General features: G+C 67.1%; 18 protein-coding genes. 9 read left to right on the top strand and 9 right to left on the bottom strand.

Annotation, left to right across the window (positions count from 1 at the left end; all coding sequences use genetic code 11):
* Positions 1-72 precede the first annotated feature (72 nt).
* Entirely contained in the window at positions 73-1,602 is a 1,530-nt protein-coding gene (locus tag NF699_16220; GenBank protein USU04567.1) for a CpaF family protein, read from the top strand.
* Between the two features lie 54 nt (positions 1,603-1,656).
* Positions 1,657-2,856 carry an aspartyl protease family protein gene (locus tag NF699_16215; GenBank protein USU04566.1) on the top strand — a complete coding sequence of 400 codons (1,200 nt, stop codon included), beginning with the start codon at positions 1,657-1,659 and terminating at the stop codon, positions 2,854-2,856.
* Positions 2,857-2,964: 108 nt separating this feature from the next.
* On the opposite strand, the gene NF699_16210 is transcribed toward NF699_16215, so the two are convergent.
* Both NF699_16210 and phaR read right to left on the bottom strand, forming a co-directional pair.
* Positions 2,965-3,150: a hypothetical protein gene (locus tag NF699_16210; GenBank protein ID USU07166.1), complete on the bottom strand. Its 186-nt coding sequence runs from the start codon at positions 3,148-3,150 to the stop codon at positions 2,965-2,967.
* Between the two features lie 10 nt (positions 3,151-3,160).
* A complete protein-coding gene (phaR, locus tag NF699_16205; protein ID USU04565.1) occupies positions 3,161-3,733 on the bottom strand; it encodes a polyhydroxyalkanoate synthesis repressor PhaR in 573 nt (190 codons plus the stop codon).
* 119 nt (positions 3,734-3,852) lie between these two features.
* Between phaR and NF699_16200 the strand changes: the two genes are divergently transcribed.
* From NF699_16200 to NF699_16190, 3 genes are all read left to right on the top strand, one after another.
* The gene (locus tag NF699_16200; protein ID USU04564.1) at positions 3,853-4,857 is read left to right on the top strand and encodes an alpha/beta fold hydrolase; all 1,005 of its coding nucleotides are present in this window, start codon (positions 3,853-3,855) and stop codon (positions 4,855-4,857) included.
* A gap of 7 nt (positions 4,858-4,864) precedes the next feature.
* Positions 4,865-6,037 (top strand): acetyl-CoA C-acetyltransferase, encoded by a 1,173-nt coding sequence (locus NF699_16195; protein USU04563.1) that lies wholly within the window; start codon positions 4,865-4,867, stop codon positions 6,035-6,037.
* A gap of 199 nt (positions 6,038-6,236) precedes the next feature.
* Positions 6,237-10,205: a TonB-dependent receptor gene (locus NF699_16190; protein USU04562.1), complete on the top strand. Its 3,969-nt coding sequence runs from the start codon at positions 6,237-6,239 to the stop codon at positions 10,203-10,205.
* A gap of 48 nt (positions 10,206-10,253) precedes the next feature.
* Here NF699_16190 and alr read toward each other — a convergent pair whose 3' ends face one another.
* A complete protein-coding gene (gene alr, locus NF699_16185) occupies positions 10,254-11,279 on the bottom strand; it encodes an alanine racemase (GenBank protein ID USU04561.1) in 1,026 nt (341 codons plus the stop codon).
* A gap of 57 nt (positions 11,280-11,336) precedes the next feature.
* The gene (locus tag NF699_16180) at positions 11,337-13,376 is read right to left on the bottom strand and encodes a TonB-dependent receptor (protein ID USU07124.1); all 2,040 of its coding nucleotides are present in this window, start codon (positions 13,374-13,376) and stop codon (positions 11,337-11,339) included.
* A gap of 175 nt (positions 13,377-13,551) precedes the next feature.
* Here NF699_16180 and NF699_16175 point away from each other — a divergent pair, with 175 nt between their 5' ends.
* Both NF699_16175 and NF699_16170 read left to right on the top strand, forming a co-directional pair.
* Positions 13,552-14,409, top strand: coding sequence for a glucose 1-dehydrogenase (locus tag NF699_16175; protein ID USU04560.1), 858 nt, complete (start codon positions 13,552-13,554; stop codon positions 14,407-14,409).
* Positions 14,410-14,524: 115 nt separating this feature from the next.
* Positions 14,525-14,797 carry a hypothetical protein gene (locus NF699_16170; protein USU04559.1) on the top strand — a complete coding sequence of 91 codons (273 nt, stop codon included), beginning with the start codon at positions 14,525-14,527 and terminating at the stop codon, positions 14,795-14,797.
* A gap of 15 nt (positions 14,798-14,812) precedes the next feature.
* Here the strand turns inward: NF699_16170 and NF699_16165 are convergent, their stop codons facing one another.
* A complete protein-coding gene (locus NF699_16165) occupies positions 14,813-15,667 on the bottom strand; it encodes a rhamnogalacturonan acetylesterase (protein USU04558.1) in 855 nt (284 codons plus the stop codon).
* Between the two features lie 191 nt (positions 15,668-15,858).
* Between NF699_16165 and NF699_16160 the strand changes: the two genes are divergently transcribed.
* Complete coding sequence (locus tag NF699_16160) at positions 15,859-17,439, top strand: aldehyde dehydrogenase (NADP(+)) (GenBank protein ID USU04557.1); 1,581 nt, start codon at positions 15,859-15,861, stop codon at positions 17,437-17,439.
* Positions 17,440-17,576: 137 nt separating this feature from the next.
* Here the strand turns inward: NF699_16160 and NF699_16155 are convergent, their stop codons facing one another.
* From NF699_16155 to NF699_16140, 4 genes are all read right to left on the bottom strand, one after another.
* The gene (locus NF699_16155) at positions 17,577-18,452 is read right to left on the bottom strand and encodes an SMP-30/gluconolactonase/LRE family protein (protein USU04556.1); all 876 of its coding nucleotides are present in this window, start codon (positions 18,450-18,452) and stop codon (positions 17,577-17,579) included.
* A gap of 76 nt (positions 18,453-18,528) precedes the next feature.
* On the bottom strand, positions 18,529-19,632 hold the full coding sequence (locus NF699_16150) for an NADH:flavin oxidoreductase/NADH oxidase (GenBank protein ID USU04555.1): 1,104 nt from the start codon (positions 19,630-19,632) through the stop codon (positions 18,529-18,531).
* Positions 19,633-19,665: 33 nt separating this feature from the next.
* Positions 19,666-20,985, bottom strand: coding sequence for a HAMP domain-containing histidine kinase (locus NF699_16145; GenBank protein ID USU04554.1), 1,320 nt, complete (start codon positions 20,983-20,985; stop codon positions 19,666-19,668).
* Positions 20,982-21,641, bottom strand: a complete 660-nt coding sequence (locus NF699_16140) for a response regulator transcription factor (GenBank protein ID USU04553.1) — start codon at positions 21,639-21,641, stop codon at positions 20,982-20,984. Before NF699_16140 ends, NF699_16145 begins: the two co-directional genes overlap by 4 nt.
* Positions 21,642-21,751: 110 nt before the next feature.
* Between NF699_16140 and NF699_16135 the strand changes: the two genes are divergently transcribed.
* Complete coding sequence (locus NF699_16135; GenBank protein ID USU04552.1) at positions 21,752-22,345, top strand: hypothetical protein; 594 nt, start codon at positions 21,752-21,754, stop codon at positions 22,343-22,345.
* The last annotated feature ends 39 nt before the right edge of the window (positions 22,346-22,384 follow it).

Below are 22,384 nucleotides of genomic sequence, written 5' to 3'. Positions count from 1 at the left end.
TCGACTGAGTTTGGTTAGGAAAATGTCAAACTCTGCCCCCTACCCCTTCCCTCGAGGTTCAAGGGGTACAGCATGAGCGCGTTCGGGCGTCGCAGCGGAATGGGTGGCGGACAGCCGGCAAGACCGGCCTTCGGCGTGGCGCGCCCGATGCAGGGCAGCGGTATCGCGCGGTCCGACGAATCAGCCCCCGGTAGCCAGTTTCCGCCCATCGAGTCGATGCCGTTGCCGGGCGAGGACAGCCTGCCCGGTACGATGCCGGCGGGCACGCTCGACGCGATGCAGCGCCTGACCGACCGCCAGAACGCCAGTGGCGAGTCCGGCAGCAGCCGCGGCGAAGGGTTCGAGGCGTCGATCCACAAGATCAAGGAACAGGTGCTGCCGCGCCTGCTGGAGCGCGTCGATCCCGAAGCCGCCGCGACGCTGGGCAAGGACGAGCTGGCCGAGGAATTCCGGCCGATCATCGGCGAGGTGCTCGCCGAGCTGAAGCTGACGCTCAACCGCCGCGAACAATTCGCGCTGGAAAAGGTGCTGGTCGACGAGCTGCTCGGGCTGGGGCCGTTGGAGGAATTGCTCGCCGATCCGGCGATCACCGACATCATGGTCAACGGGCCCGACCAGACCTACGTCGAGCGCAAGGGCAAGCTGGAGCTGGCGCAGATCCAGTTCCGCGACGAGGAGCATCTGTTCCAGATCGCGCAGCGCATCGTCAATTCGGTCGGCCGCCGCGTCGATCAGACGACGCCGCTCGCCGATGCCCGCCTGAAGGACGGGTCCCGCGTCAACGTGATCGTGCCACCGCTGAGCCTGAAGGGCACGGCGATCTCGATCCGTAAATTCTCCGCCAAGCCGATCACTCTCGACATGATGGCGGGCTTCGGCAGCATGTCGCCAAAGATGGCGACCGCACTGAAGATCGCAGGCGCGAGCCGGTTCAACGTCGTCATCAGCGGCGGTACTGGTTCGGGCAAGACGACGATGCTCAACGCGCTGTCGAAGATGATCGACCCGGGCGAGCGCGTGCTGACGATCGAGGACGCAGCCGAATTGCGGTTGCAGCAGCCGCACTGGCTGCCGCTGGAAACGCGTCCCGCCAATCTGGAGGGTCAGGGCGAGATCTCGATCCGCGACCTCGTCAAGAACGCGCTGCGTATGCGCCCGGATCGCATCATCCTGGGCGAAATCCGTGGCAGCGAATGTTTCGACATGCTCGCGGCGATGAACACCGGCCACGACGGTTCGATGTGTACGCTCCACGCCAACTCCCCGCGCGAGGCGCTGGCGCGTATGGAGAACATGGTGATGATGTCGGACATCAAGGTGCCGAAGGAGGCGATCAGCCGCCAGATCGCCGATTCGGTCGAGCTGATCATCCAGGTGAAACGCCTGCGCGACGGCTCACGCCGCGTCACCAACGTCACCGAGGTGATCGGCATGGAAGGCCCGGTGATCGTCACGCAGGAATTGTTCAAGTTTGAATATCTCGACGAGAGCGCGGACGGCAAGATCATCGGCGAATACCGTTCGATGGGCCTGCGCCCCTACACGCTGGACAAGGCGAAGCAGTTCGGGTTCGACAGCGCCTATCTGGAAGCGTGCCTGTAGGACCGCCGTGACAAAGATGTGAGGCCCGCGGCGATACGTGGTAATGGCGTCGCGATGCGTTGTTTCCTGCCGTTCGCCGCACTGCTGATTGCAGCGGCACCCCTGCCGCTTCGTCCTGATACCGCCGACCGCGAGGGAACGGTCGCGCTCGCCGCGGATACCGAAGCACGCTGGGTGACGTTCGACCTGACGCCCGGCAACCAGATGCGCTTTACGCTGACGCTCGACGGGCGGCCGGTCACCGCGATCCTAGACACCGGGGTGAGTTATTCGGTTCTCGCCCGCCAATCGGCGGCGGTCGATCCGGCGCGCGTCGTCGCCAACGGACAGGCGACCGCGATCGGCGGCGGCGGTAACGGCACCGTGGCGATCGGCTGGCAACCGACCCGGCAACTGGCGATCGGTGGACTGACCCGCACCGGCGGCGGCGTCACCGTCGCCGACCTGCCCGCGCTCGCCACCGGCAGCGCCCGCGCGGTCGATATGCTGGTCGGGCGCGACGTCACCGGCGGACAAGCCCTCGACGTAGATTATGCCAACCGCCGTTTCCGATTGCTGCCGTCCGGCCGACTGCCGTTCGTCGGCGCGCTGGCGCCGCTGTCGATCTCCGCCAACCGCCGCGTCTACGAAAGCGCTATAACCATCGGCGGCAAGCGTCTGTCGCCGATGATCGTCGACACCGGTGACGGGTCCGCGCTGACATTGTCTGAGGCAAGCTGGCGTCAACTCGCGGCCGCGGTGCCGACCACCACGACGATCTCGTTCGGGCTGGCCGGCGAAACGGTGAGCACGCTCGCCATCCTGCCGTCCGCGACGCTGGGCCAGCAGGCGATCCACAACGTCGAGACCCGTGTCGAGCCCCGCGGTGGCTTTTCGCAGGCGGTCGGCGTCGCCGGGCGGATCGGTTCGGGCCTGCTGCAAGGCTATCGCGTGTTGCTCGATCCCACGGCGGGGCGAATGGTGCTGAAGCCCGGCCCCGATGCCGATGCGCTGCCGTTGCGATCGACCAGCGGGTTGCTCGTCGGCGTGCAGGGTGACCGGCTGAAGGTGCTGCACGTCATGCGCGGCGGTCCCGCCGCGGCGACGAACTGGCGGACGGGAGACCTGATCTGCCGGATCGACGACCAGCCCGTCGGGAAGGACTATCCGTCGAGCCCGCTGGCAAAATGGTCGATCGGCGCGCCGGGCACGGTCGTGCGACTGGGCCTGTGCGACGGCACGGTGCGATCGCTGACGCTGGCGCAGTTCTACTGAGCTTGCACGGGCGCGCAGTTGCAAGCGGGAGGGGAGACCGCGATGCCCGAGTTGCTTCGCCACACCCGCAATGACGAGCAGGCGGCGAGTGCCTCCCCCATCGACGGGTCAGCGGGTATGCAATCCGAGACTGACGAGCAGGATCGTTGCGAGCAGCGCCGCCATCTGCACGGTCCGCCAGTCGACCCAGCCAACGCGGTCGAGATCGTCGCGCAGCCGTCGCCGGCGATCCCGCAACGCGGCGAAAAGCGCGACGAGCACCGCTCCGCCGGCGCCCCAGAACATCGCCGGCACGGGCGCGCGCTCAGCCGAGCTTCTCGACCTTGTCCTGCAACCGCGCCATTTCCGCCTTCAGTGCGGCAATCTCGTCGTCCTTGCTCCTGGGGGTAACGGGAGCGGAAGGCGAGGCCGGCGCCGGCGACGCACCACCTGCGGGCGGCTGGAACGCCTGCGCCGCCGCTTCGAACATCTGGAGGTTGCGCTTGGCGATCTCGGCGAAGGGCGAGTGGGCGAACGCGCCCTCGACCGCCGATTTGAATTGTTCCTGATTGCGGCGGAAGCTGTCCATCGACGCCTCGAGATAGCCCGGCACCATCGACTGCATCGAATCGCCATACATCGAGATCAGCTGACGCAGGAAGCTGACCGGCAGCATGGTCTGGCCGCGGCTTTCCTCTTCCATGATGATCTGGGTCAGGACGTTGTGGGTGATATCGTCGTCGGTCTTGGCGTCGACGACCTTGAAGTCGCGGCCTTCGCGGGTCATCGTCGCCAGATGGTCGAGTGTGATATAGGACGAGGTCTCGGTGTTATAGAGCCGGCGATTGGCGTATTTCTTGATGATGACGACACCATCAGTCCTGGCTTGCTTCTTCATGCGGCTCCCCCGTCGCGTAACCCGACCCATCCGGTGTTCCGTCCGTGACTGATGTGGGTGATACGCCTCAATTTTTCGCACCGCAACACGGACCGCGTCCCCTGCCGCTGTTCCTAGACATGCTGCGCAGCGAAACTGCAGCACATCCGGAACGGCTCGCCGCGGCGATGGCCGGCCTCGCCGCCTATCAGCAGGCGCCCCGTCCCGCCCCGCCGCCACCGATGCCGGCGTTGGCGATCAGCGGGCGCGCGACGCTGCGCTACTACGGCGGGCGCGGGCGGCTGGTGGTGTTCGTCCCCTCGCTGATCAATCCGCCCGCCATCCTCGACCTCGGTGGGACGTCGCTGGTCCGATGGATGGCGCGGCAGGGTTTCCGGGTCGCGCTGGTCGATTGGGGCGCGCCGACGACGGCGGATCGCGATGTCGACATGACCGCGCATATCGAGGCGCTGCTGATCCCGCTGATCGAGCAGCTCGACGAGCCGCCGGTGCTGGTCGGCTACTGCCTCGGCGGCACGATGGCGCTGGCTGCAGCCTGCGCGACGCCGGTCGCCGGTCTCGCGATGGTCGCCGCGCCGTGGCAGTTCGCGGGATATGGCACCAATGCGGCGGCGATGATCGACATGTGGTCCGCCGCCAGTCCGACGTGCGAGGCGCTGGGCGTCATGCCGATGGAGGTGTTGCAGGCCGGGTTCTGGCGGCTCGATCCCGCACGGACGGTCGCCAAGTACGAAACGTTCGGGCGGCTCGATCCGGACAGCGATGCGGCGCGATCGTTCGTGCGACTGGAGGATTGGGCGAATGCCGGCGAGCCGCTGCCGCTCGCCACCGCACGCGACCTGTTCGAACGCTTCATCGCAACGGATCTGCCGGGCACCGGCGGTTGGTCGATCCGCGGTGCGGCGGTAGCGCCCGACCGGCTCGGCTGCCCTGCCATGGAGTTCGTCTCTGCCACTGACCGCATCGTCCCCGCCGCCACCGCAGCGGGACTGTCGGACCGCCGCGACCTCGCGCTCGGTCACGTCGGCATGATCGTCGGCGGCCGCGCACGATCGATGGTGTGGGAACCGCTCGCCCACTGGATTGCGGGCCTTCCGCCGGGTACACGGCGCACAGAGGAGTAGGACCATCATGAACGAGATCGTCGTCACCGCCGCCAAGCGCACCCCCGTGGGCAGCTTTTTGGGCGCGTTTTCCGCCACTCCGGCGCACGAGCTCGGTCGAATCGCGATCGAGGCCGCGCTGGCACAGGCCGGCGTCGACGGCGCCGACGTATCCGAAGTGATCCTTGGCCAGGTCCTTACCGCCGCGCAGGGCCAGAACCCGGCACGTCAGGCGTCGATGGCGGCCGGTATTCCGAAGGAGGTCCCGGCGTGGGGCGTCAATCAGGTGTGCGGATCGGGCCTGCGCGCGGTCGCCCTCGCCTGTCAGGCGATCCAGACCGGCGATGCGACGATCGTCGTCGCCGGCGGGCAGGAGAGCATGTCGCTCAGCGCGCACGCCCAGACGATGCGCGGCGGCACCAAGATGGGTGCGGTCAGTCTGGTCGACACGATGGTCAGCGATGGTCTGACCGACGTGTTCAACGGCTATCACATGGGCATCACCGCGGAAAACCTGGCCGAGCAATATCAGGTAACGCGTGGCGACCAGGACGCCTTTTCCGTCGCCAGCCAGAACAAGGCCGAAGCGGCGCGTAGCAGCGGTCGCTTCAAGGACGAGATCGCGCCCGTCACGATCAAGGGCCGCAAGGGCGATACCGTGGTGGCGGACGACGAATATATCCGCAGCGGCGTGACCATCGACAGCGTCAGCGGTGTGCGCCCGGCCTTCAAGAAGGACGGCACCGTCACCGCCGCCAACGCCAGCGGCCTCAACGACGGCGCCGCGGCGCTGGTCCTGATGAGCCGCGAGGAAGCCGAGCGGCGCGGCGCCCCCGTGCTCGCCACGATCAAGAGCTGGGCGAGCGCCGGCGTCGATCCGTCGATCATGGGCATCGGTCCGGTGCCGGCATCGAAGAAAGCGCTGGAGAAGGCGGGCTGGACCATCGCCGACCTCGACCTGATCGAAGCGAACGAAGCCTTTGCGGCGCAGGCGCTGTCGGTCGGCAAGGAACTCGGCTGGGATGCCGACAAGGTTAACGTCAACGGCGGCGCCATCGCGATCGGCCACCCGATCGGCGCCAGCGGCGCGCGCGTGCTGACGACGCTGATCTACGAGATGCAGAAGCGTGACGCGAAGAAAGGGCTGGCGACGCTTTGCATCGGCGGCGGGATGGGTATCGCCATGTGTGTGGAAAGGTAAGATAGCCTGCCCTTGATCAAGTGTCGGCTGGCATCTTTTGCAGGATCATACAGTCTTGCTGACCCTAGTGTCACATCGTTGCCACACGCGACGATCAACATGATCCCGGCCGGCACAACTCTCTTGTTATCCAGCGCGTTTATTGGAACCTTGCTGGCAGATGAACGGGCCGAACCCCGTCTTCGCTACAGGGGAAATCATGCGCATCAGTCTTTTGCTCGGCGCCACGGCGCTTGCCGGCTCGCTTTTCACGTCATCGGTGGCCGCCCAGTCTATTCCGAACGTACCCAGCGCCACGCCGCCAACAGCGACGACTCCGGGTAAGTCGACGGCGCCGGGTGATCCCACGGAACAGGCTGTTACCGTCAGCGCCGATGGCGAACAGCGCGATGACGGATCGATCATCGTCACGGGTTCGCGCATCGCCCGCCCTGAAATCAACGGCGTGCTCCCCGGCGTTCAGATCACGGCCCAGTCGATCGAAACACGTGGCTTCACCAATGCTCTCGAAGCGCTCAACGACATTCCGCTGGTCGGCCCCGGTGCCAGCCCGCTGAACGGCAACAACGGCGGCCAGACGGCAAGCCTGGGCGCCGCTTTCGTCGATTTGCTCGATCTCGGCACCGCGCGTACGCTGACGCTGGTCAACGGCCGCCGCTTCGTATCCGGTAACGCCGCCTCGCTGTTCGTCGCGGGCAATGAAACCGGTAGCCAGGTCGATATCAACGTCATTCCGACCTCGCTGATCGAGCGAGTCGATACGGTGACCGTCGGCGGCGCCGCCGCTTATGGTGCGGACGCGATCGCAGGCGTGGTTAACTTCATCCTGAAGGACGATTACGACGGCCTCCAGCTACGTGGGCTGACCGGCATCTCCGAACGCGGCGACGCGGCCCAGTATCAGCTGAGCGCGCTTGCGGGTCACAACTTCCTCGATGGCCGTGCCAACATCACCGCGTCGTTCGAATACAGCCGCAACGATGGCCTTCAGGCGACGAGCCGCGACTTCCGCACCATTCGCCCCGGATCGTACACCAATCCGTTCAATGGCGGTGTCCGCAACCCGAACTTCGCCCCGACCGCAATTATCGACGTCGCAAATGCCAATAACGGCGCATTCCTGCGCGCGGCGGACGATGGTCAGCCTTCGACGCTGTTCGGCCTCGGCCTGGTCACCCAGACGCTGAGCAACCCGGGCACGGTTCTCAATGTCCAAGGCACGAGCTTCTACACGCCCTATACACGGATTACCGGCATCAATGTCGCTGGCCAGGCCGTCACGACCAACTACATCGCACTGGCCAACGGCGTTGCGCCGGTCGGCTTTGCCTTGGCAGGCACGACCGCGAACGGGGCTGCGTCCACGCTGCGGGTATCGGGTACGGGCGCCAGCATCAACAACGGCTTTTTCAGCTTCTCGGGCGCACAGATCATTCAGGGAACGCCGGGTGCGGGTGCAATTACCGCCAACGGTTTGAACGGTCGTACGACGCAGGCGACCAATGTTCCATTCACGACATTCGCGCCGACGTCGCTGCCTGCCAACGTCACCGCAGCGCAAATTTTCACGGCTTATGGCGTGACGGCGCCTACCGGAGCCACTGCGGCACAGCAGACGCTGCTAGCCGTCAACCTGTTGCAAGCCAACCGTTTCACGGCCCGTGAATTCCTGGCAGCCAATCCCACGACCAACCTCAACTATTTCATCGGCACGTTCGCACCCGACGTTCCGCGGATCGCCAACACGGATACCACGCTGGTCAGTGTGAAGGTGAACGGGACGACGGTGCAGGTGCCGGTCAATCAGGTGCTGCCGTTCGTTGCGGTACCGCTGGAGTTCAACGACAACGGTACCCTGCGCGCCTACACTTTCTCGGGTCCGGTGAGCGGCAACGATCCCCTGACCGTCAGCTCCGCTCGCGGCGGTGACGGCGGCTTCCGTCGCAGCCTGGAAAATACCGTGTTGCGGACCCAACAGGACCGCTACGTCGCCAACCTGCTCGGTAAGTTCGACATCAGCGATCAGGTGACCTTCTTCACCGAAAACACTTATGCCAAGGTGCTCAACCGGTCGCTCGGCAATATTTCCGGCGCGCAGAACTTCATCACGCAGGGGCAGGAAAACGCCGCCCTCCTGGTCAACTACAACAATCCGTACCTGACGGCGCAAAATCGGGCCGTGCTGACGTCGGTGGGCATCACGCCCACAGCGACCAACCAAGGTAACTTCCTGATTACCCGTCAAAATCAGGACGTTTTCGGCGCAAACCCGTATACCAATCGGCAGGAGACCTATCGTCTGGTCGGCGGACTCCGGTCGAAGTTCGAGTTGCTCGGACATCGCTGGAACGCTGAAATTTCGGGCAGCTACGGCCGCTCCGTCCAGACGACGAAATCAGCGAATATCTCGGACATCGAGTACCAGCTTGCGCTCGACGCCGTCGATCAGGGTCTCGCCACCACGGGCGTAGCTAATGGCAATGTCGTTTGCCGGGCACAGGTATTCCCGACCCAATATCTGGGACGCACGCCGGTCGGCACGGCGCAGAACATCACCCGCGTTCGCGGTGCGGATGGCGTATTGACCGAGGTCCTGCTGACCCCGACCATTTCGCAGGCGCAGATCGACGGGTGCCGGCCGCTCAACCCGTTCGGCTACAACAACATGACGGATGCATCGAAGGCCTATGTCATTGGCCAGTCGACGTTCCGCAACGTGTCCGAACAGACCTATGCGCAGGCATCGATCGGCGGTGGTCTCTTCAATCTACCCGCCGGTACCGTCCAGATTAACGTCAACGGCGAATATCGTCGCGACAAGCTGGGGTTCTCCACCAACGAACTGAACACGCTCGGCCGGACACGCTCGGCACCGTCGTCCGACACCGAAGCCTATACCGAAACGTACGAAATCGGTGGGGAAATGGTGATCCCGCTGACAGGTCCGAACTTCCTGCCGTTCCTCGGTCGGCTCGATTTTCAGCCGGCAGTCCGAATATCGCAGCAGAACGGTCGCGCCCAAAGCTATCGCAATCTGACCGGGCAGTTGACCACGCCACAACGTAATGGCGATGCGGCCACGATCTTCTCGCTTGCCGGCACCTGGGCACCCACGCGCGACATCCAGTTCCGCGGCAATTACACCCGCTCGGTGCGTCAGCCGTCGATCGTCGAACTCTTCCTTGGCGGCCAGCCGTCGTTCACGACGCCGGTCGATCTGTGCAATCCGGCGAACATCGACTCGGGTAGCTTCGTGGCCAACCGGCGCAAGAACTGCACCGCGGCGGTGATCGCGGCCGGGGTCAGCGATGCGCAGGGCGTAATAACGACGACCGATCGGGCAACCTCGTTCCTGCAAAATTACGTCGCCACCGGCGCCGGTCTGCAAGGCGTGTTCAACGGCAACACCGCACTCAACCCGGAGCGCGGCGAAAGCTGGACCGCCGGTGCGGCCCTCACGCCGCGCTGGATTCCCGGCTTGACGATCTCGGCGGATTATATCGATGTCCGCGTGAAGGATGTGATCACCACGGCCAGCATCGGCACCTTCCTGCAGACCTGCTACGACAGCCCGATCTATCCCAACCCCACTGCTGACGTCGGCATCAACAGCTGCACGCAATTCTCGCGTGGCACCGATTTCCAGCTGCAGAACGGCTATTCGGCCGGCTTCCTCAATCTGGGTGGGCAACGGGTCAAGGCCGTCAACGCATCGGCGAATTACACGATCGAGCTGGGTTCGGATCGACTGACCCTGCGCGGGGGTGCGTACCGCCTGATCAGCTATCAGGTCTCGCCATCGGGCAAGTATGACGACACGCAGGAATCGGTCGGTTCGTTCGGTCGGCCGCGGTGGGAGACGCAGCTGTCCGCGCGGTACGAACATAACCAGGTCTATGGCCAGGTTACCTGGAACCGCAGCGACCCGACGCGGATCTTCGTCAGCAATCTGCCTGCGACCAACGAGCAATATCCGTACACGCGCTATGCAGCACAGAACAACGTTGACATGACGTTGGGTGTCGATGTCAGCGAAAGCTTCCGCTTCCAGGTGTTGGTCGCCAACGTGTTGGACAACACCACGGCCGGCGATCTGGGCTATCGCTTCGCCGATTACTATGATCAGATCGGTCGGCGTTATCGTATGACGGTCACCACCCGCTTCTGATCCAAGACTTCGCTACAGAGGGTCGTTCTTCGGAACGGCCCCTTCTTTTTACACTGTTCGGCCCCGCGCGTATCGCCGCCCCAAACTCGTAAGCAGCTCGTACTGCGACATCCCGCTCCGCGCCGCCGCATCCGGCAGGGCGAAGTCGATCGCGACCCAGTCGCCCTCCGCCAGCTCGCGCGCGGCCGTTACGTCGAGCGCCACGAGGTCCATCGAGACGCGCCCGATCACCGGCAACGCGCCGTCGTTCGCGCTGCCGCGATCCGAAAACCCCCGGAAATAACCGTCGGCATAGCCTAGGTTAACGATCGCGACCTCCGTCTCGCGCTGCGCAGTCCATGTCGCGTTGTAGCCGACGGTGTCGCCGGCCTGGACGGTGCGACGCTGCAAAATCTGCGCCTCCGGCGTCACCACCTGCCGGATCACACCCGCGCACTCGCGCCGGGGGATACCGCCGTACAGTGCCAATCCCGGGCGGGTGAGATCGAACGCATAATCGACGCCTAACGCGATCCCGGCGGAGTTGGCGAGGCTCATCCGCCGCACGTCCGTCACGCCCTGCAACGATCTGAACAGATCGCGCTGCCGCGCATTCATCACGCTGTCTTCGTCGGCGCAGGCGAGATGGCTCATCAGCGTCTCGATTGTCAGGCCATCGAGCAGTCCGCCGCGCACCGCATCGGGCGATACCCCCAGCCGGTTCATACCGGTATCGACCATCACGTCGCAGGCTCCGCCGCCCGCCTCTTTCCATCGGGCGACCTGTGCATCGGTGTTGAGGACGGGTCGGGCGATGCCGGTCCGCGCGACCGCCATGTCCTCCATCCGCACCCCGTGGAGCACCGACAAGGGCAGTCGCATCGCCGCCAGCCGCTCGGCCTCCGCCCAGGTCGCCACGAAGAAATCGCGGCAACCGGCCGCTGTCAGATGACGGGCGACGAGGGATGCGCCGAGGCCATAGCCATCCGCCTTGATCGCGGCGCCGCAGACCGCCGCACCGCTCATGCGGTCGAGCGTGCGCCAGTTATCGGCGAGGGCGGCGGTGTCGATGCGGAGGCGTAGGGGAGCGGTCACGCATCGCCGCATAAGCCCGCGGGCGCCGCGCGTCGATGCCCGGTGCGCCGCCGCGGCTCAGTCCAGCGCCGCGCGCATGCCGATCCACAACGTTCGGGGCGAGGCGCGCTCGACGATCGCGGCACCGCTGATGCCGGCCTCCACGCGCGCATCGAACAGGTTTTCCGCGCGCGCCTCGATCGACAGACCGCGCGTCAAGGGCAGCGCGGCGTAACCGTCGAGCGTCGTCGCAGGCGCGAGGCTGCGGCCGTTCTGGTCATCGTCGAACTGGCGCGCGACACGGCGGACCGTGGCCGACAGCGCCGCCCGCCCCCGGCGCCAGCCGAGCGTGCCGGACAGCGCATCGCGCGGCGTCTGCGCCGGGCGGAGGTCATCGAGCGCCGCCGCCGCGGCCGATGCCCTTACCCGGGCGTCGACATGGCTCCACGATGCCAGCGCGGTGACCCGCCCGACGGTGTAGCTGGCATCGACCTCGACCCCGGTCGAGCGGATGGCATCGAGATTGCGGCGCACCCGCGATGCGCTGGTCGACGTCGAGTACAAGGTGACGTTGGCGATCGCATCGTCCAGCCGGTTGTGAAAGACGGTTGCGGCCAGGCTCCCGCCCGCAAGCGGCGTCAGCGTCACGCCACCCTCGATCCCGGTCAGACGCTCAGGCGAGAGCGCGGCATTGGCGGCGGTGACGTCGTTGCCGACACGGAATGGGCGGTAGAGTTCGTTGAGCGTCGGCAATCGCCAGCCGCGATAGCCCGCAGCCCGCAGTGTAATCGCAGGCATGACCTGCCACGCCGCGCCGATGCGGCCGGTGAATTCGCTGCCGTCGCGATCCGCGAACCGGTTGGCGGTCAGCGCCGCACCGCCGACGATCGGCTGTTCGGTCAGATAGCCGCCGTCGATGCTCCAGCGATCGATTCGCGCCGCGCCGGTCAACGTCAATGCGTCGATCGCAATGCTGCCATCGGCGAACAGGCCTTCGGTGCGGGTCGATCCCCCCGCTTCCCGCCGCCGGGTCGGTGCCGCGTTCACGAAGGTGAACAGCTCCTGCGTCTTGCCGGACACGTCGCGGATATCGGCGCCCATCCGCAGGTCGATCGTGCCGCCGACGGGCGGGCGCACCTCCAGCCGCGCACCCAGCCCCGTAGCGGGCGTATGATACTGGTCGAGCGACTGGCTCACCGTCGTACGGGCGGCGTTGACGCTCGCAAAGTCCGACGCGAAGGCGCGGGTCTGGAGATAGGCGAGCGCCGACCATCCCCAGCGCCCCCTGCCGACGAGGCGCAGGCTGGCATCCGCACCCTGCGACCGGTTGATCGTAAATGCGGTGCCGCGTTCGCGCCGGTCGGTGAATGCGCTGACGTTCGCCTGCAATTCGGTCGACGCGCCGACGCCGATCACGGTACGCAGCGCCCCCGACGCCTGTTCGTACGGGGCGGGCCGGTCGACGGGGCCGCGGCTGCCCGCCACCACTGGGACGAACCCGTCGCCCCGCGCATAGGCGGCGGACAGCGTCGCGAAACCGCCGGCGCGGACCAGCGCGCCGGATGCCTGCGCCTCGACCGAATCGCGGCTGCCGTAGAAGACGCTGGCGTCGAGCGGGCTCAGCTGGTCGGGGGTGGCACTGTCGAGCTGCACCGTGCCGGCCAGCGCACCGGCGCCGAAATACCCGCTGCCGCCGCCGCGCGTCACGCGTACCTGCCCCAGACGACCGGTGGCATAAGCGGGGAACGCCACCCAACCGCCGAACGGATCGGCCTGCGGCACGCCATCGAGGATCAGCAGCGCCCGGCTGGACGCGTTGCCGCCGATGCCGCGCAGGGTGATGCCCTGGCTAGTGGGATTGGCGGTACGACTGTCGGAGCGCCGGAATTGCTGCAACCCGGCGACATCGGCCAGCACGCTTTCCAGTCGTGCGCTCGCATTCGCCTGTAGCCGTGCACGATCGATCGTCACGATGTCGAAGGCGCGTTCGCCGGGCGATGCCGCCAATCCCCGCCCGGTGACGACGATGTCGGCGCCGTCGCCCGTGCCGGATATGGTCTGGGCCCGGATCGGAGCAGATACGGCGATGACGAGAGCGGCGATCGGCAGGTAGCGCATCACCGCCTCCAAGCCGGTTTTGCGCCGTGCCGCAATGGTGCCCGACATATCGACCACCGATTGCCCGATCATCGACGATCGTCAAAAAACCTCGCTAACCCAGATCGATGCACGTGCCATCTGGCGGAACACGCACCGGCGGGGCGGGTTGGCGGCCTCAAAACGAGGAGCCGATATGACCGATTATCCAACGCCCCCCTATCCCGAACAGCAGCAGGACATACCCGGTCGCACCGACCGGATGGACCCGCGACCGGATCACGGCGAGCACAGCTACGAAGGATCGGGCCGGCTCGCCGGCAAGGCGACGATCGTGACCGGCGGCGACAGCGGCATTGGCCGCGCGGTCGCACTCGCCTTCGCACGCGAAGGGGCGGACGTGCTGATCGCCTATCTCGACGAGCACGACGACGCCGCAGAAACGCAGCGGCTGGTCGAGGAGGCCGGTCGGCGCGCCGTTACGGTCGCCGGCGACCTGTCCGACCCCGGGCATTGCCGCAGCGTCGTCGCGCGTGCCGCCGAGGCGTTCGGCAGGATCGACGTGCTGGTCAACAATGCGGCGCACCAGCGCAGCTTCGAAGCGCTGGAGGATATTCCGGACGAGGAGTGGCAGCGAACCTTCGCGGTCAACATGCATTCGATGTTCTATCTGTCGAAGGCCGCAGTGGCGCACATGGGCGAGGGCGCATCGATCATCAACACGACGTCGATCAACGCCGACGATCCCAGCCAGACGCTGCTGGCCTATGCGACCACCAAGGGAGCGATCCATAATTTCACCGCCGGCCTGGCGCAGATGCTCGCCAGCCGCAAGATCCGCGTCAACGCGGTCGCGCCCGGTCCGGTGTGGACGCCGTTGATCCCGTCGACGATGCCGCCGGAAGCGGTGAAGACGTTCGGGCAGAACACGCCCCTGGGCCGCGCGGCGCAACCGGTCGAACTCGCGCCGCCTTATGTGATGCTCGCCAGCGACGAAGCGAGCTACATCACCGGCGCGACGATCCCGGTGACCGGCGGCCGGCCGTTTCTTTGATCGGGATCAGGCCGGGCCGGGAACGATCCGGCCGCTCTCGCGCTCGGTTACAAACCGGGAGAACGATCATGGTGCAGGCACGACGGACGGCGCAGCGCTCGAACGGTACGTGCGCGTGAGCCGGGAACGGCTGGGTGCCGAGTCGCTGCGCGACGAGCTCAATCAGGCGGCTTTGCGACTGTCGCTCGACAGCGAGGGGGCCAAGATCGAATTCATGCTGCCGACGCTCGCGGATCCCGAAGACGGCATCGCGATGCACAACTGGGACGTGCAGGCCTTTTGCCCGGAAGAGCTCGACGGCATCGCCCGCAAGGCGGTGGAGCAGGTCGCGGCGACATGGGATCTCGACCCCCATGTTGCCGAAGAGAGCGGGGATCACCCCGACTGACTGCCCCGCTGGTCCTCAATATCCGTTCTGGAACAGCATTTTGCGCATCTCGGGCACCGTCGCCGACAATTCCCGCGCCATCATCGCCGCAAAATAGCGAGCGCCCGCATAGCCTAGATGCGTGCGATCGAACGACAGCTTGCGCTGTGCGAACGGCAGATCGTCGACCTCACCGGTGGCGGCCGGCACGGCCGTGCCGGCCACGCCGGGTGGCAGCTGCGCGAATCGGTCGGCCTGCGCCTCGCCCATCGCCTGTACCGCGGCGGCGCTTTTCGCATTCAGTTCGATCAGCGGCACCTTCATCGTCGCCGCGACCTTGCGCACTGCCGCGGCCCAGGGTTCCAGATCGTTCGACAGCGCACCGTTTGCGAACATTCGCCGGGTGAGCGGCGTGACCAGAATCGGCATCGCGCCCGCGGCACGCGTTTCCCGCACATAGCGGGCGATATTGGCGGGAAACTCGGTGGCGAGATCGGTCGACCGGCCCGGTTTGCCCGGCTGATCGTTGTGGCCGAACTGGATCAGCACCCACGTTCTTGCGAACCCCGGCGTCTTCATCTCGGCGAGCGCGATTTCCCACGATCCTTCCGCGATATAGCTGCCCGAACTACGCCCGCCCCGCGCCAGATTGACGCAGGCGACGAACGACGTGACATGCTCGCCGCAGAACACCCCGCCCCAGCCACCGGCCACCGCCGTGGTGGAATCGCCGACCAGCACAATCTTGGACGCGCTGATCCGTTGCGGCACGGGCGGTGCGGGTGCGGGTATGCCCTGCGCGGAGACCGGGACGGACGATGTGCACAGCAGCGCGATGCCCAGACGGATCGCGGTCGTGCGCACGGCACAGCGGCGGATGGCGTTCGGCATCACGGGTCCTCTCCTCGATCCTCGCCTGTCGGTTCAGGAAACCGGTGTCATCCCACGCAAACGTGCCTGAGTCGATATGGTCAATGGGTCCGGATCGTCACCATGTGGCAGCGGACCGCGATCGGGCCATTGTCGTATCCCTCCCGCGACCCTAGAATAAGTCCGACATTTTCCGAGAGAGGTATTTTCCGATGATCGACGGCGCCCTGCTGATCGGCAGCGAAGCACGCCAGGCCGCGCAACGCTTCACCGCGGTAAACCCGGCCAGCGGCGAAACGCTGACTCCGGACTTTTCATCGGCAGGCAACGATGCCGTCGATGAGGCGTGCGCGTTAGCGGAAGCGGCGTTCCCGACCTATGCCGCCACCGATCTGAAAGCGCGCGCCGCCTTCCTCGAGGCGATCGCGCAGAACATCCTCGACATCGGTGACGACCTGATCGTCCGCGCGATGAGCGAAAGCGGTCTGCCGCGAGCGCGACTGGAGGGTGAGCGCGGCCGCACTGTCGGGCAGTTGAAGCTGTTCGCCGGCGTCGTGCGTCAGGGCGACTTCCTCGATGCCACGATCGATCCCGCCATGCCCGACCGCGCGCCGTTGCCGCGCCCCGATCTGCGCCGCATCAATCTCGCCATCGGCCCGGTCGCGGTGTTCGGCGCGTCGAATTTTCCGCTCGCCTTCTCCGTCGCGGGCGGTGACACCGCTTCGGCGCTCGCCGCCGGTTGCCCAGTGGTGGTGAAGGGACATCCGGCGCATCCCGGCACCGGCGAACTGGTCGCCCGCGCGATCCAGAAGGCGGTGGCAGATGCCGGCCTGCCCGCCGGCGTGTTTTCCTACCTGCCCGGCGAAACCAACGAGCTGGGCGGTGCACTGGTCGCCGATCCCCGCATTCAGGCGGTGGGCTTTACCGGATCGCGCGGGGGCGGCCTCGCACTGGTTCGTATCGCGGCCGAACGCAAGGAGCCGATCCCGGTCTATGCCGAGATGTCGAGCATCAACCCCGTCGTGATCCTGCCCGCCGCGCTCGCCGCACGCGGTGAGGCGCTGGGCAAGGAATTCGTCGCGTCGTTGACGATGGGTGCCGGCCAGTTCTGCACCAACCCCGGCCTGGTGCTGGCGATCGACGGTCCCGACCTCGACACGTTCGTCGCCGCCGCTGCCGCCGCGCTGACCGAGAGTGCGCCCATCACGATGCTGTCGCCGGGGATCCATGCCAGCTTCGAACAGGGTGTCGACGCGCTCGCCAGCCACGAGGCGGTTCGCACCGTCGCGCGCGGCAAGGTGGGCGAAGGCGTCAACCAGGCGGTCGGCGCGGTGTTCGAGACGACGGCCGGGGCGTTCATTGCCGATGCCGCGCTCAGCCATGAAGTCTTTGGCTCGTCCTCGGTCGTGGTGCGTTGCCGCGACGTCGCGGAGATCGCGAAGGTCATCGCCGGTCTGGAGGGTCAGCTCACCGCGACGCTGCAGATGGATCCAGCCGACGAGGCCGATGCCGCGACGCTGGTGCCGGTGCTCGCGCGCCGGGTCGGGCGCATCCTCGCGAACGGCTGGCCGACCGGGGTCGAGGTGGCGCCGGCGATGGTGCACGGCGGACCGTTCCCGGCCACCAGCGATGGCCGCACGACATCGGTCGGCACGCTGGCGATCGCCCGTTTCCTGCGGCCGGTGTGCTTCCAGAATCTCGCGCCCGCGCTGTTGCCGAAAGGATTGGGTGACGACAACGCCTGGGGCGTTTCGCGGCGCATCGACGGGAAGCGAGAAGCCAGCGCTACCTGATCGGTCGTCCCTGCAAGAGGGGGTGGCCGCGAAACTGGCGGAGGGGGAGGTTGGCGACGAACCTGATCGCTTGTGGAAACGCCCCCTCCACCATCCGCTGCGTGGGCGGCCCCCTCCCCCGCTTCGCGAGGGAGGGATTACGGCAGTACGACCGGTGTCACGGGCAATCCGCATACCCCGGCATCGAACGCGAACACGTCTCCCGCCCCGGGCTGCTCGGCCAGTTCAGCGTCGTCCAGCCCCTTGCGCGCGCTGGTTGCGAAGGCGGTGCGCAAGTCGTCGCCACCGAAGGCGATCTTGGTGATGTTGGACGCGGGCAGCGTCACCGTGCCCATCAGCGTGCCTGCCGGATCGTAGCGCCGCACACCCCAGCCGCCCCATAATGCGACCCAGAGGCAACCGTCCGCATCGACGACCGATCCGTCCGGATGGCCCGCGTCGTCCTCGATCGTGACGAACCGCTCTGCCGGCCCGAGCGTGCCGTCGTTGCCGATACGCGCGCGCCAGATCGTCTTGCCGAGCGTATCGGTGTGGTACAGCGTGCCGTCCGCAGCGATCGCGGGCCCGTTGGTGATGCACACGGGCGGCAGGCCGCTATCGACGATTGCGCCATCGGCGAAACGGTACAGGCGCCCGCTCGCATCGGTTTCGGCATCGTCCATCGTGCCGAACCAGATCCGGCCGGCGCTGTCGGTAGCCGCATCGTTCAGCCGGTTGCCGGCGGCATCGCCCTGCGCGCGGGCGATGAAGGTGAAGCTGCCGTCCGCGGGATCGAACCGGTGCAATCCCGTCCGCAGGCCCGCGATCATGCCGCCATCGGCGGCCGGCAGCACCCAGCCGACCTGATCGGGCGCGTCCCAGCGCCGCGCCGCGCCGGTCGCCGGATCGACGCGATGCACATGCCGGCTTTTGATGTTGACGAACCACAAGGCGCGATCGCGACCGACCCACACCGGCCCCTCGCCCAGCGTCGCCTGTACCGGCAGCAGGGTGCGTACATTGTGGTCGGTCATCGCAGGCGATCCTCTCGTTATCAGCAGCGCTTCATCCCCTGCCCCAACGGATTCGTCTAGTCTGACAATTACGCGATCAGACGTCGAACAGGTGCCGGTACTGACGCGGCTGCGATCGGAGGTATTGGTCGGGCGCCTTCACCCGGGCGCCCAGATGCGCCGCCGCGTGCCAGGGCCAGCGCGGGTCGTACAGGATCGTGCGGGCCAGCGCGATCATGTCCGCATCGCCGGTGCCTACGATCGCCTCCGCCTGTTCGTAATCGGTGATCAGGCCGACCGCGACGACCGGCATACCGCAGCCCTGCTTGACCGCCCGCGCGAGCGGCACCTGATAGCTCGGGCCGACCGGGATCGCCTGCCGCGGGTCCAGCCCGCCGCTCGACACGTGGATACCGGCGCACCCGCGTGCCTCCAGCGCCTGCGCAAAGGCGACGGTCTGCGCCGCATCCCAGCCACCCTCCACCCAGTCGCTGCCGGACACCCGCATCGTCACCGGGCGATCCGCCGGGAATGCTGCGCGGACGGCGTCATAGACCTCGAGCGGGAAGCGCATCCGGTTCTCAAGACTGCCACCATAATCGTCGTTGCGCCGATTGGAGAGCGGCGAAAGGAACTGGTGGAGGAGATAGCCATGCGCGCCATGCAATTGCACCGCGTCGATCCCCAGCCGCGCCGACCGATGCGCGGATCCGGCGAAGGCGTCGCACAGCCGCTTCAGATCATCGACGGTCAGCGCGGCGGGTGCATTCTCGCCCTCGGCGAACGGCGTGGCGGAGGGCGCCACCGTCTGCCACCCGTCGGCATGATCCGGCGCGATCTGCTTGCCGCCCTTCCACGGCAGGTCGGTCGATGCCTTGCGCCCGGCATGCGCGAGCTGGATCGCGATCGGCATGTCGGAATGACGGCGTACCGATTCCAGCACGCGCGCCATCGCCGCCTCGGTCGCGTCGTCCCAGAGGCCGATGTCGGCATAGGTGATCCGGCCTTCCGGCACGACCGCGGTCGCCTCGATCGTCAGCAGCCCGGCGCCCGACAGCGCGAGATGGCCGAGGTGGATCAGATGCCAGTCGGTCATGCAGCCATTGTCGGCGGAATATTGGCACATCGGCGCGATGACGATGCGATTTGGCAGCGTCAGCGAACCGACGGTGACGGGCTGGAAAAGCGCAGGGCCGCTCATGCAGAAAGTCTCCGGTAACAGGGTCGAAGAGCGTTACGCACCGGATGCCATTTGGTGCCGTGCCGGCAACGTCACGCAGGCTGCCAGACCGCCACCCTGCCGCGCCGCCAGCGTCAACCGCCCACCATGCAGATCCGCCAGTTCGCGCACGATGGCCAGCCCGAACCCGTGCCCCTCGCCCCGCTCGTCCAGCCGCACGCCGGGGTGCGTCACCCGATCGCGCTCCGCAGCGGGAATGCCGGGGCCGTCATCGGCGACGCAGAGCTCCAGCCACCGCGCATCGGCCTGCCGCCGGGCCGTCACCCACACCCGCATGACGGCATGCCGCGCCGCATTATCCAACAGATTGCCGAGCAGTTCGTCGAAGTCCTGCGCGTCGATCGCGGCAGTCACGTCGGCGATATCCGTATCGATCGTCAGCCCGCGCGTCGCATGCAGCCGCCCGATCGCCTGCACCAGATCTGCGACGGCCGGCGCGACCATCGTACTGGCGCGCGCATCAGTGGTCGCGGCCCGCGCCCGCGACAGATGGTGGCGGATTGTCGCATCGATCCGCGCGACCTGCGCCGTCCGGCCCGGATCATCGCGTACGGACAGTGCCAGCGTCGCCACCGGCGTCTTCAGGGCATGAGCGAGATTCGCCGCCGACTGCCGCGCCGTCGCCAGCGCTGCTTCGCGATCCGCCGCCAGCGCGTTGAGCTCTGCCACCAGACCGCGCAATTCGACCGGCTGGTCCTCGTCCAGCCGCGTCGCCGCCCCCGCCCGGATCGCGGCAACCTGCGCCTGCATTCGCCCGAGCGGCTTCAGCCCCAGCCGAAGCTGTACCCATGTCGCCGCCGCCAGCAGCAACGCAAGGATCGCCAGCGCCAGCTGCAACGGCCAGAAGACATCCTCGAGCGGCCGGTCGATCACGGCACGCGGGACCGAGGCGGTTACCGTCGTCCGGCCGATCACCAGCCGCCGCGCATGGACGCCGCGTCCGGCCCCGTCCGCACCGTCGAGCGCTTCCGGGCCGCGTTCGTGGCGCGGGTGCGGGCGCCCGTGCAGCACGGGGCGGTCGGTGGACCCGATCGCGCCCGCTGGCGTCTCGATCCGCCACCGCCACCCCCGACCCGCCTCCAGCGCGCCAGATCGCTCCGCCAGCGCCGCACGGTCGACCTGCCCATCGGCATCGACCACGCTCGCCAGCAGAGCGATCTGTGCATCCAGTCTCCGGTCGATGCCCTCGGTCACCACCCGCTCCAGCACGCCGCCGATCGCCCAGCCCGCGACCCCGAGCGCAGACAGGATCGCCATCGCCGACAACAGCAGCATGCGCCCCTGAATAGAATTGGGCAGCAGCCGGCGGATCATGGGCACGTCAGCCGGTAGCCACGGCCGCGTACCGTCTCGATCATCGTCGGGCCAATCTTGCGTCGCAGCCGCCCGACGATCACCTCGAGACTGTTCGAATCGACATCGGCATCGCCTTCATAGACGCGTTCCAGCAGGTCGAGACGCTCGATCACCGCTTCGCGCCGCAGCATCAGCGCCGACAGCACCCGCCATTCGAACGCGGTCAGCTTCAGCGGCAGGCCGTCCAGTTCGAAATGCCCGATCTGCGTATCGAACGACAGCCGCCCGCAGGTGAGCACAGGCTGCGCGTGCCCCGCTGCGCGCCGGACGAGCGCGCGCAGCCGCATCACCAGCTCGTCCAGCCGGAACGGTTTGACGAGATAATCGTCCGCCCCGGCCTTGAAGCCCGCGACCTTGTCGGACCAGCCGTCGCGCGCAGTCAGGATCAGCACCGGCAGCACGCGTCCGGCCGCGCGCCATTCCTTGAGCACGGTGATCCCGTCCTTGCCCGCCAGCCCGAGGTCGAGCACCGCGACGTCATACGCCTCCGTTTCTCCCAGATGCGCAGCGTCGATCCCGTCCGCGACCAGATCGACGGCGAAATGTTCGGCACGCAGTCCGCGTGCGATCGCCGGGCCCAGATCGCTGTCGTCCTCTACAAGCAAGATACGCATCGGCAGCCGGTATCCCCCGTCGCTAAACCGAACCTGAACCGCGTGGTTCAGCGGGGGTCGGACGCACCATCCTAGAACGCCGTCATCGACACACCAACCGGAGAGACCCGATGACACGTATGACAATCGGACGCCGTCAGCGTCTGGCACTCGGCGCAACCGCCCTGATCGCGATCGGCGCAGCCGGCGGCGCAGGCGCGGTGGCGCTCACCCGCCCATCGATCGAGATGGCGCCGACCAACGTCACGCCGATCGCCAGACTGGGTTCCAGCGACGGCATCGTCACGGTGAAGGGCCGCGTCGCCGAGGTCTTCGGCGATCGCTTCGTCGTGCAGGACGGCAGCGGCCGCGCGATGATCGATGCGGGCCGCAATGCCGGCAGCATCGTCAAGGGCAGCGCCATGACGGTGCAAGGTCGTTACGACGACGGCCAGTTGCGCGCCCGCTTCCTCGTCGATCCGGCGGGTCAGGTCAGGGAGGTGGGACCCGCGCACGGTCCTCACGGCCCACGTGGACCGCACGGCCCCGGCAAACCCGGTGGTCCGGACGGCTCCGGTGGCCCGCGTGGCGACGGCCCGCCGCCTCCGCCCCCCGCAGACGGTCGCGGCACACCCCCGCCGCCGCTCGCCGCAGGCGCACCCGCGGCCGCACCGGCTGGGACTCCGCCTTCAGCGGGGGCACCGGCAGCGACACCCGCGCGCTAGCCCCGTGTTCCTGCGAATGCAGGACGACAGAAGACCCGG

It is taken from the genome of Sphingomonadaceae bacterium OTU29LAMAA1 (assembly GCA_024072375.1).
Taxonomy (GTDB): Bacteria; Pseudomonadota; Alphaproteobacteria; order Sphingomonadales; family Sphingomonadaceae; genus Sphingomonas.
The sequence above is the reverse complement of the archived record's forward strand: the minus strand, read 5'-3'. Positions and strand labels throughout refer to the sequence as shown.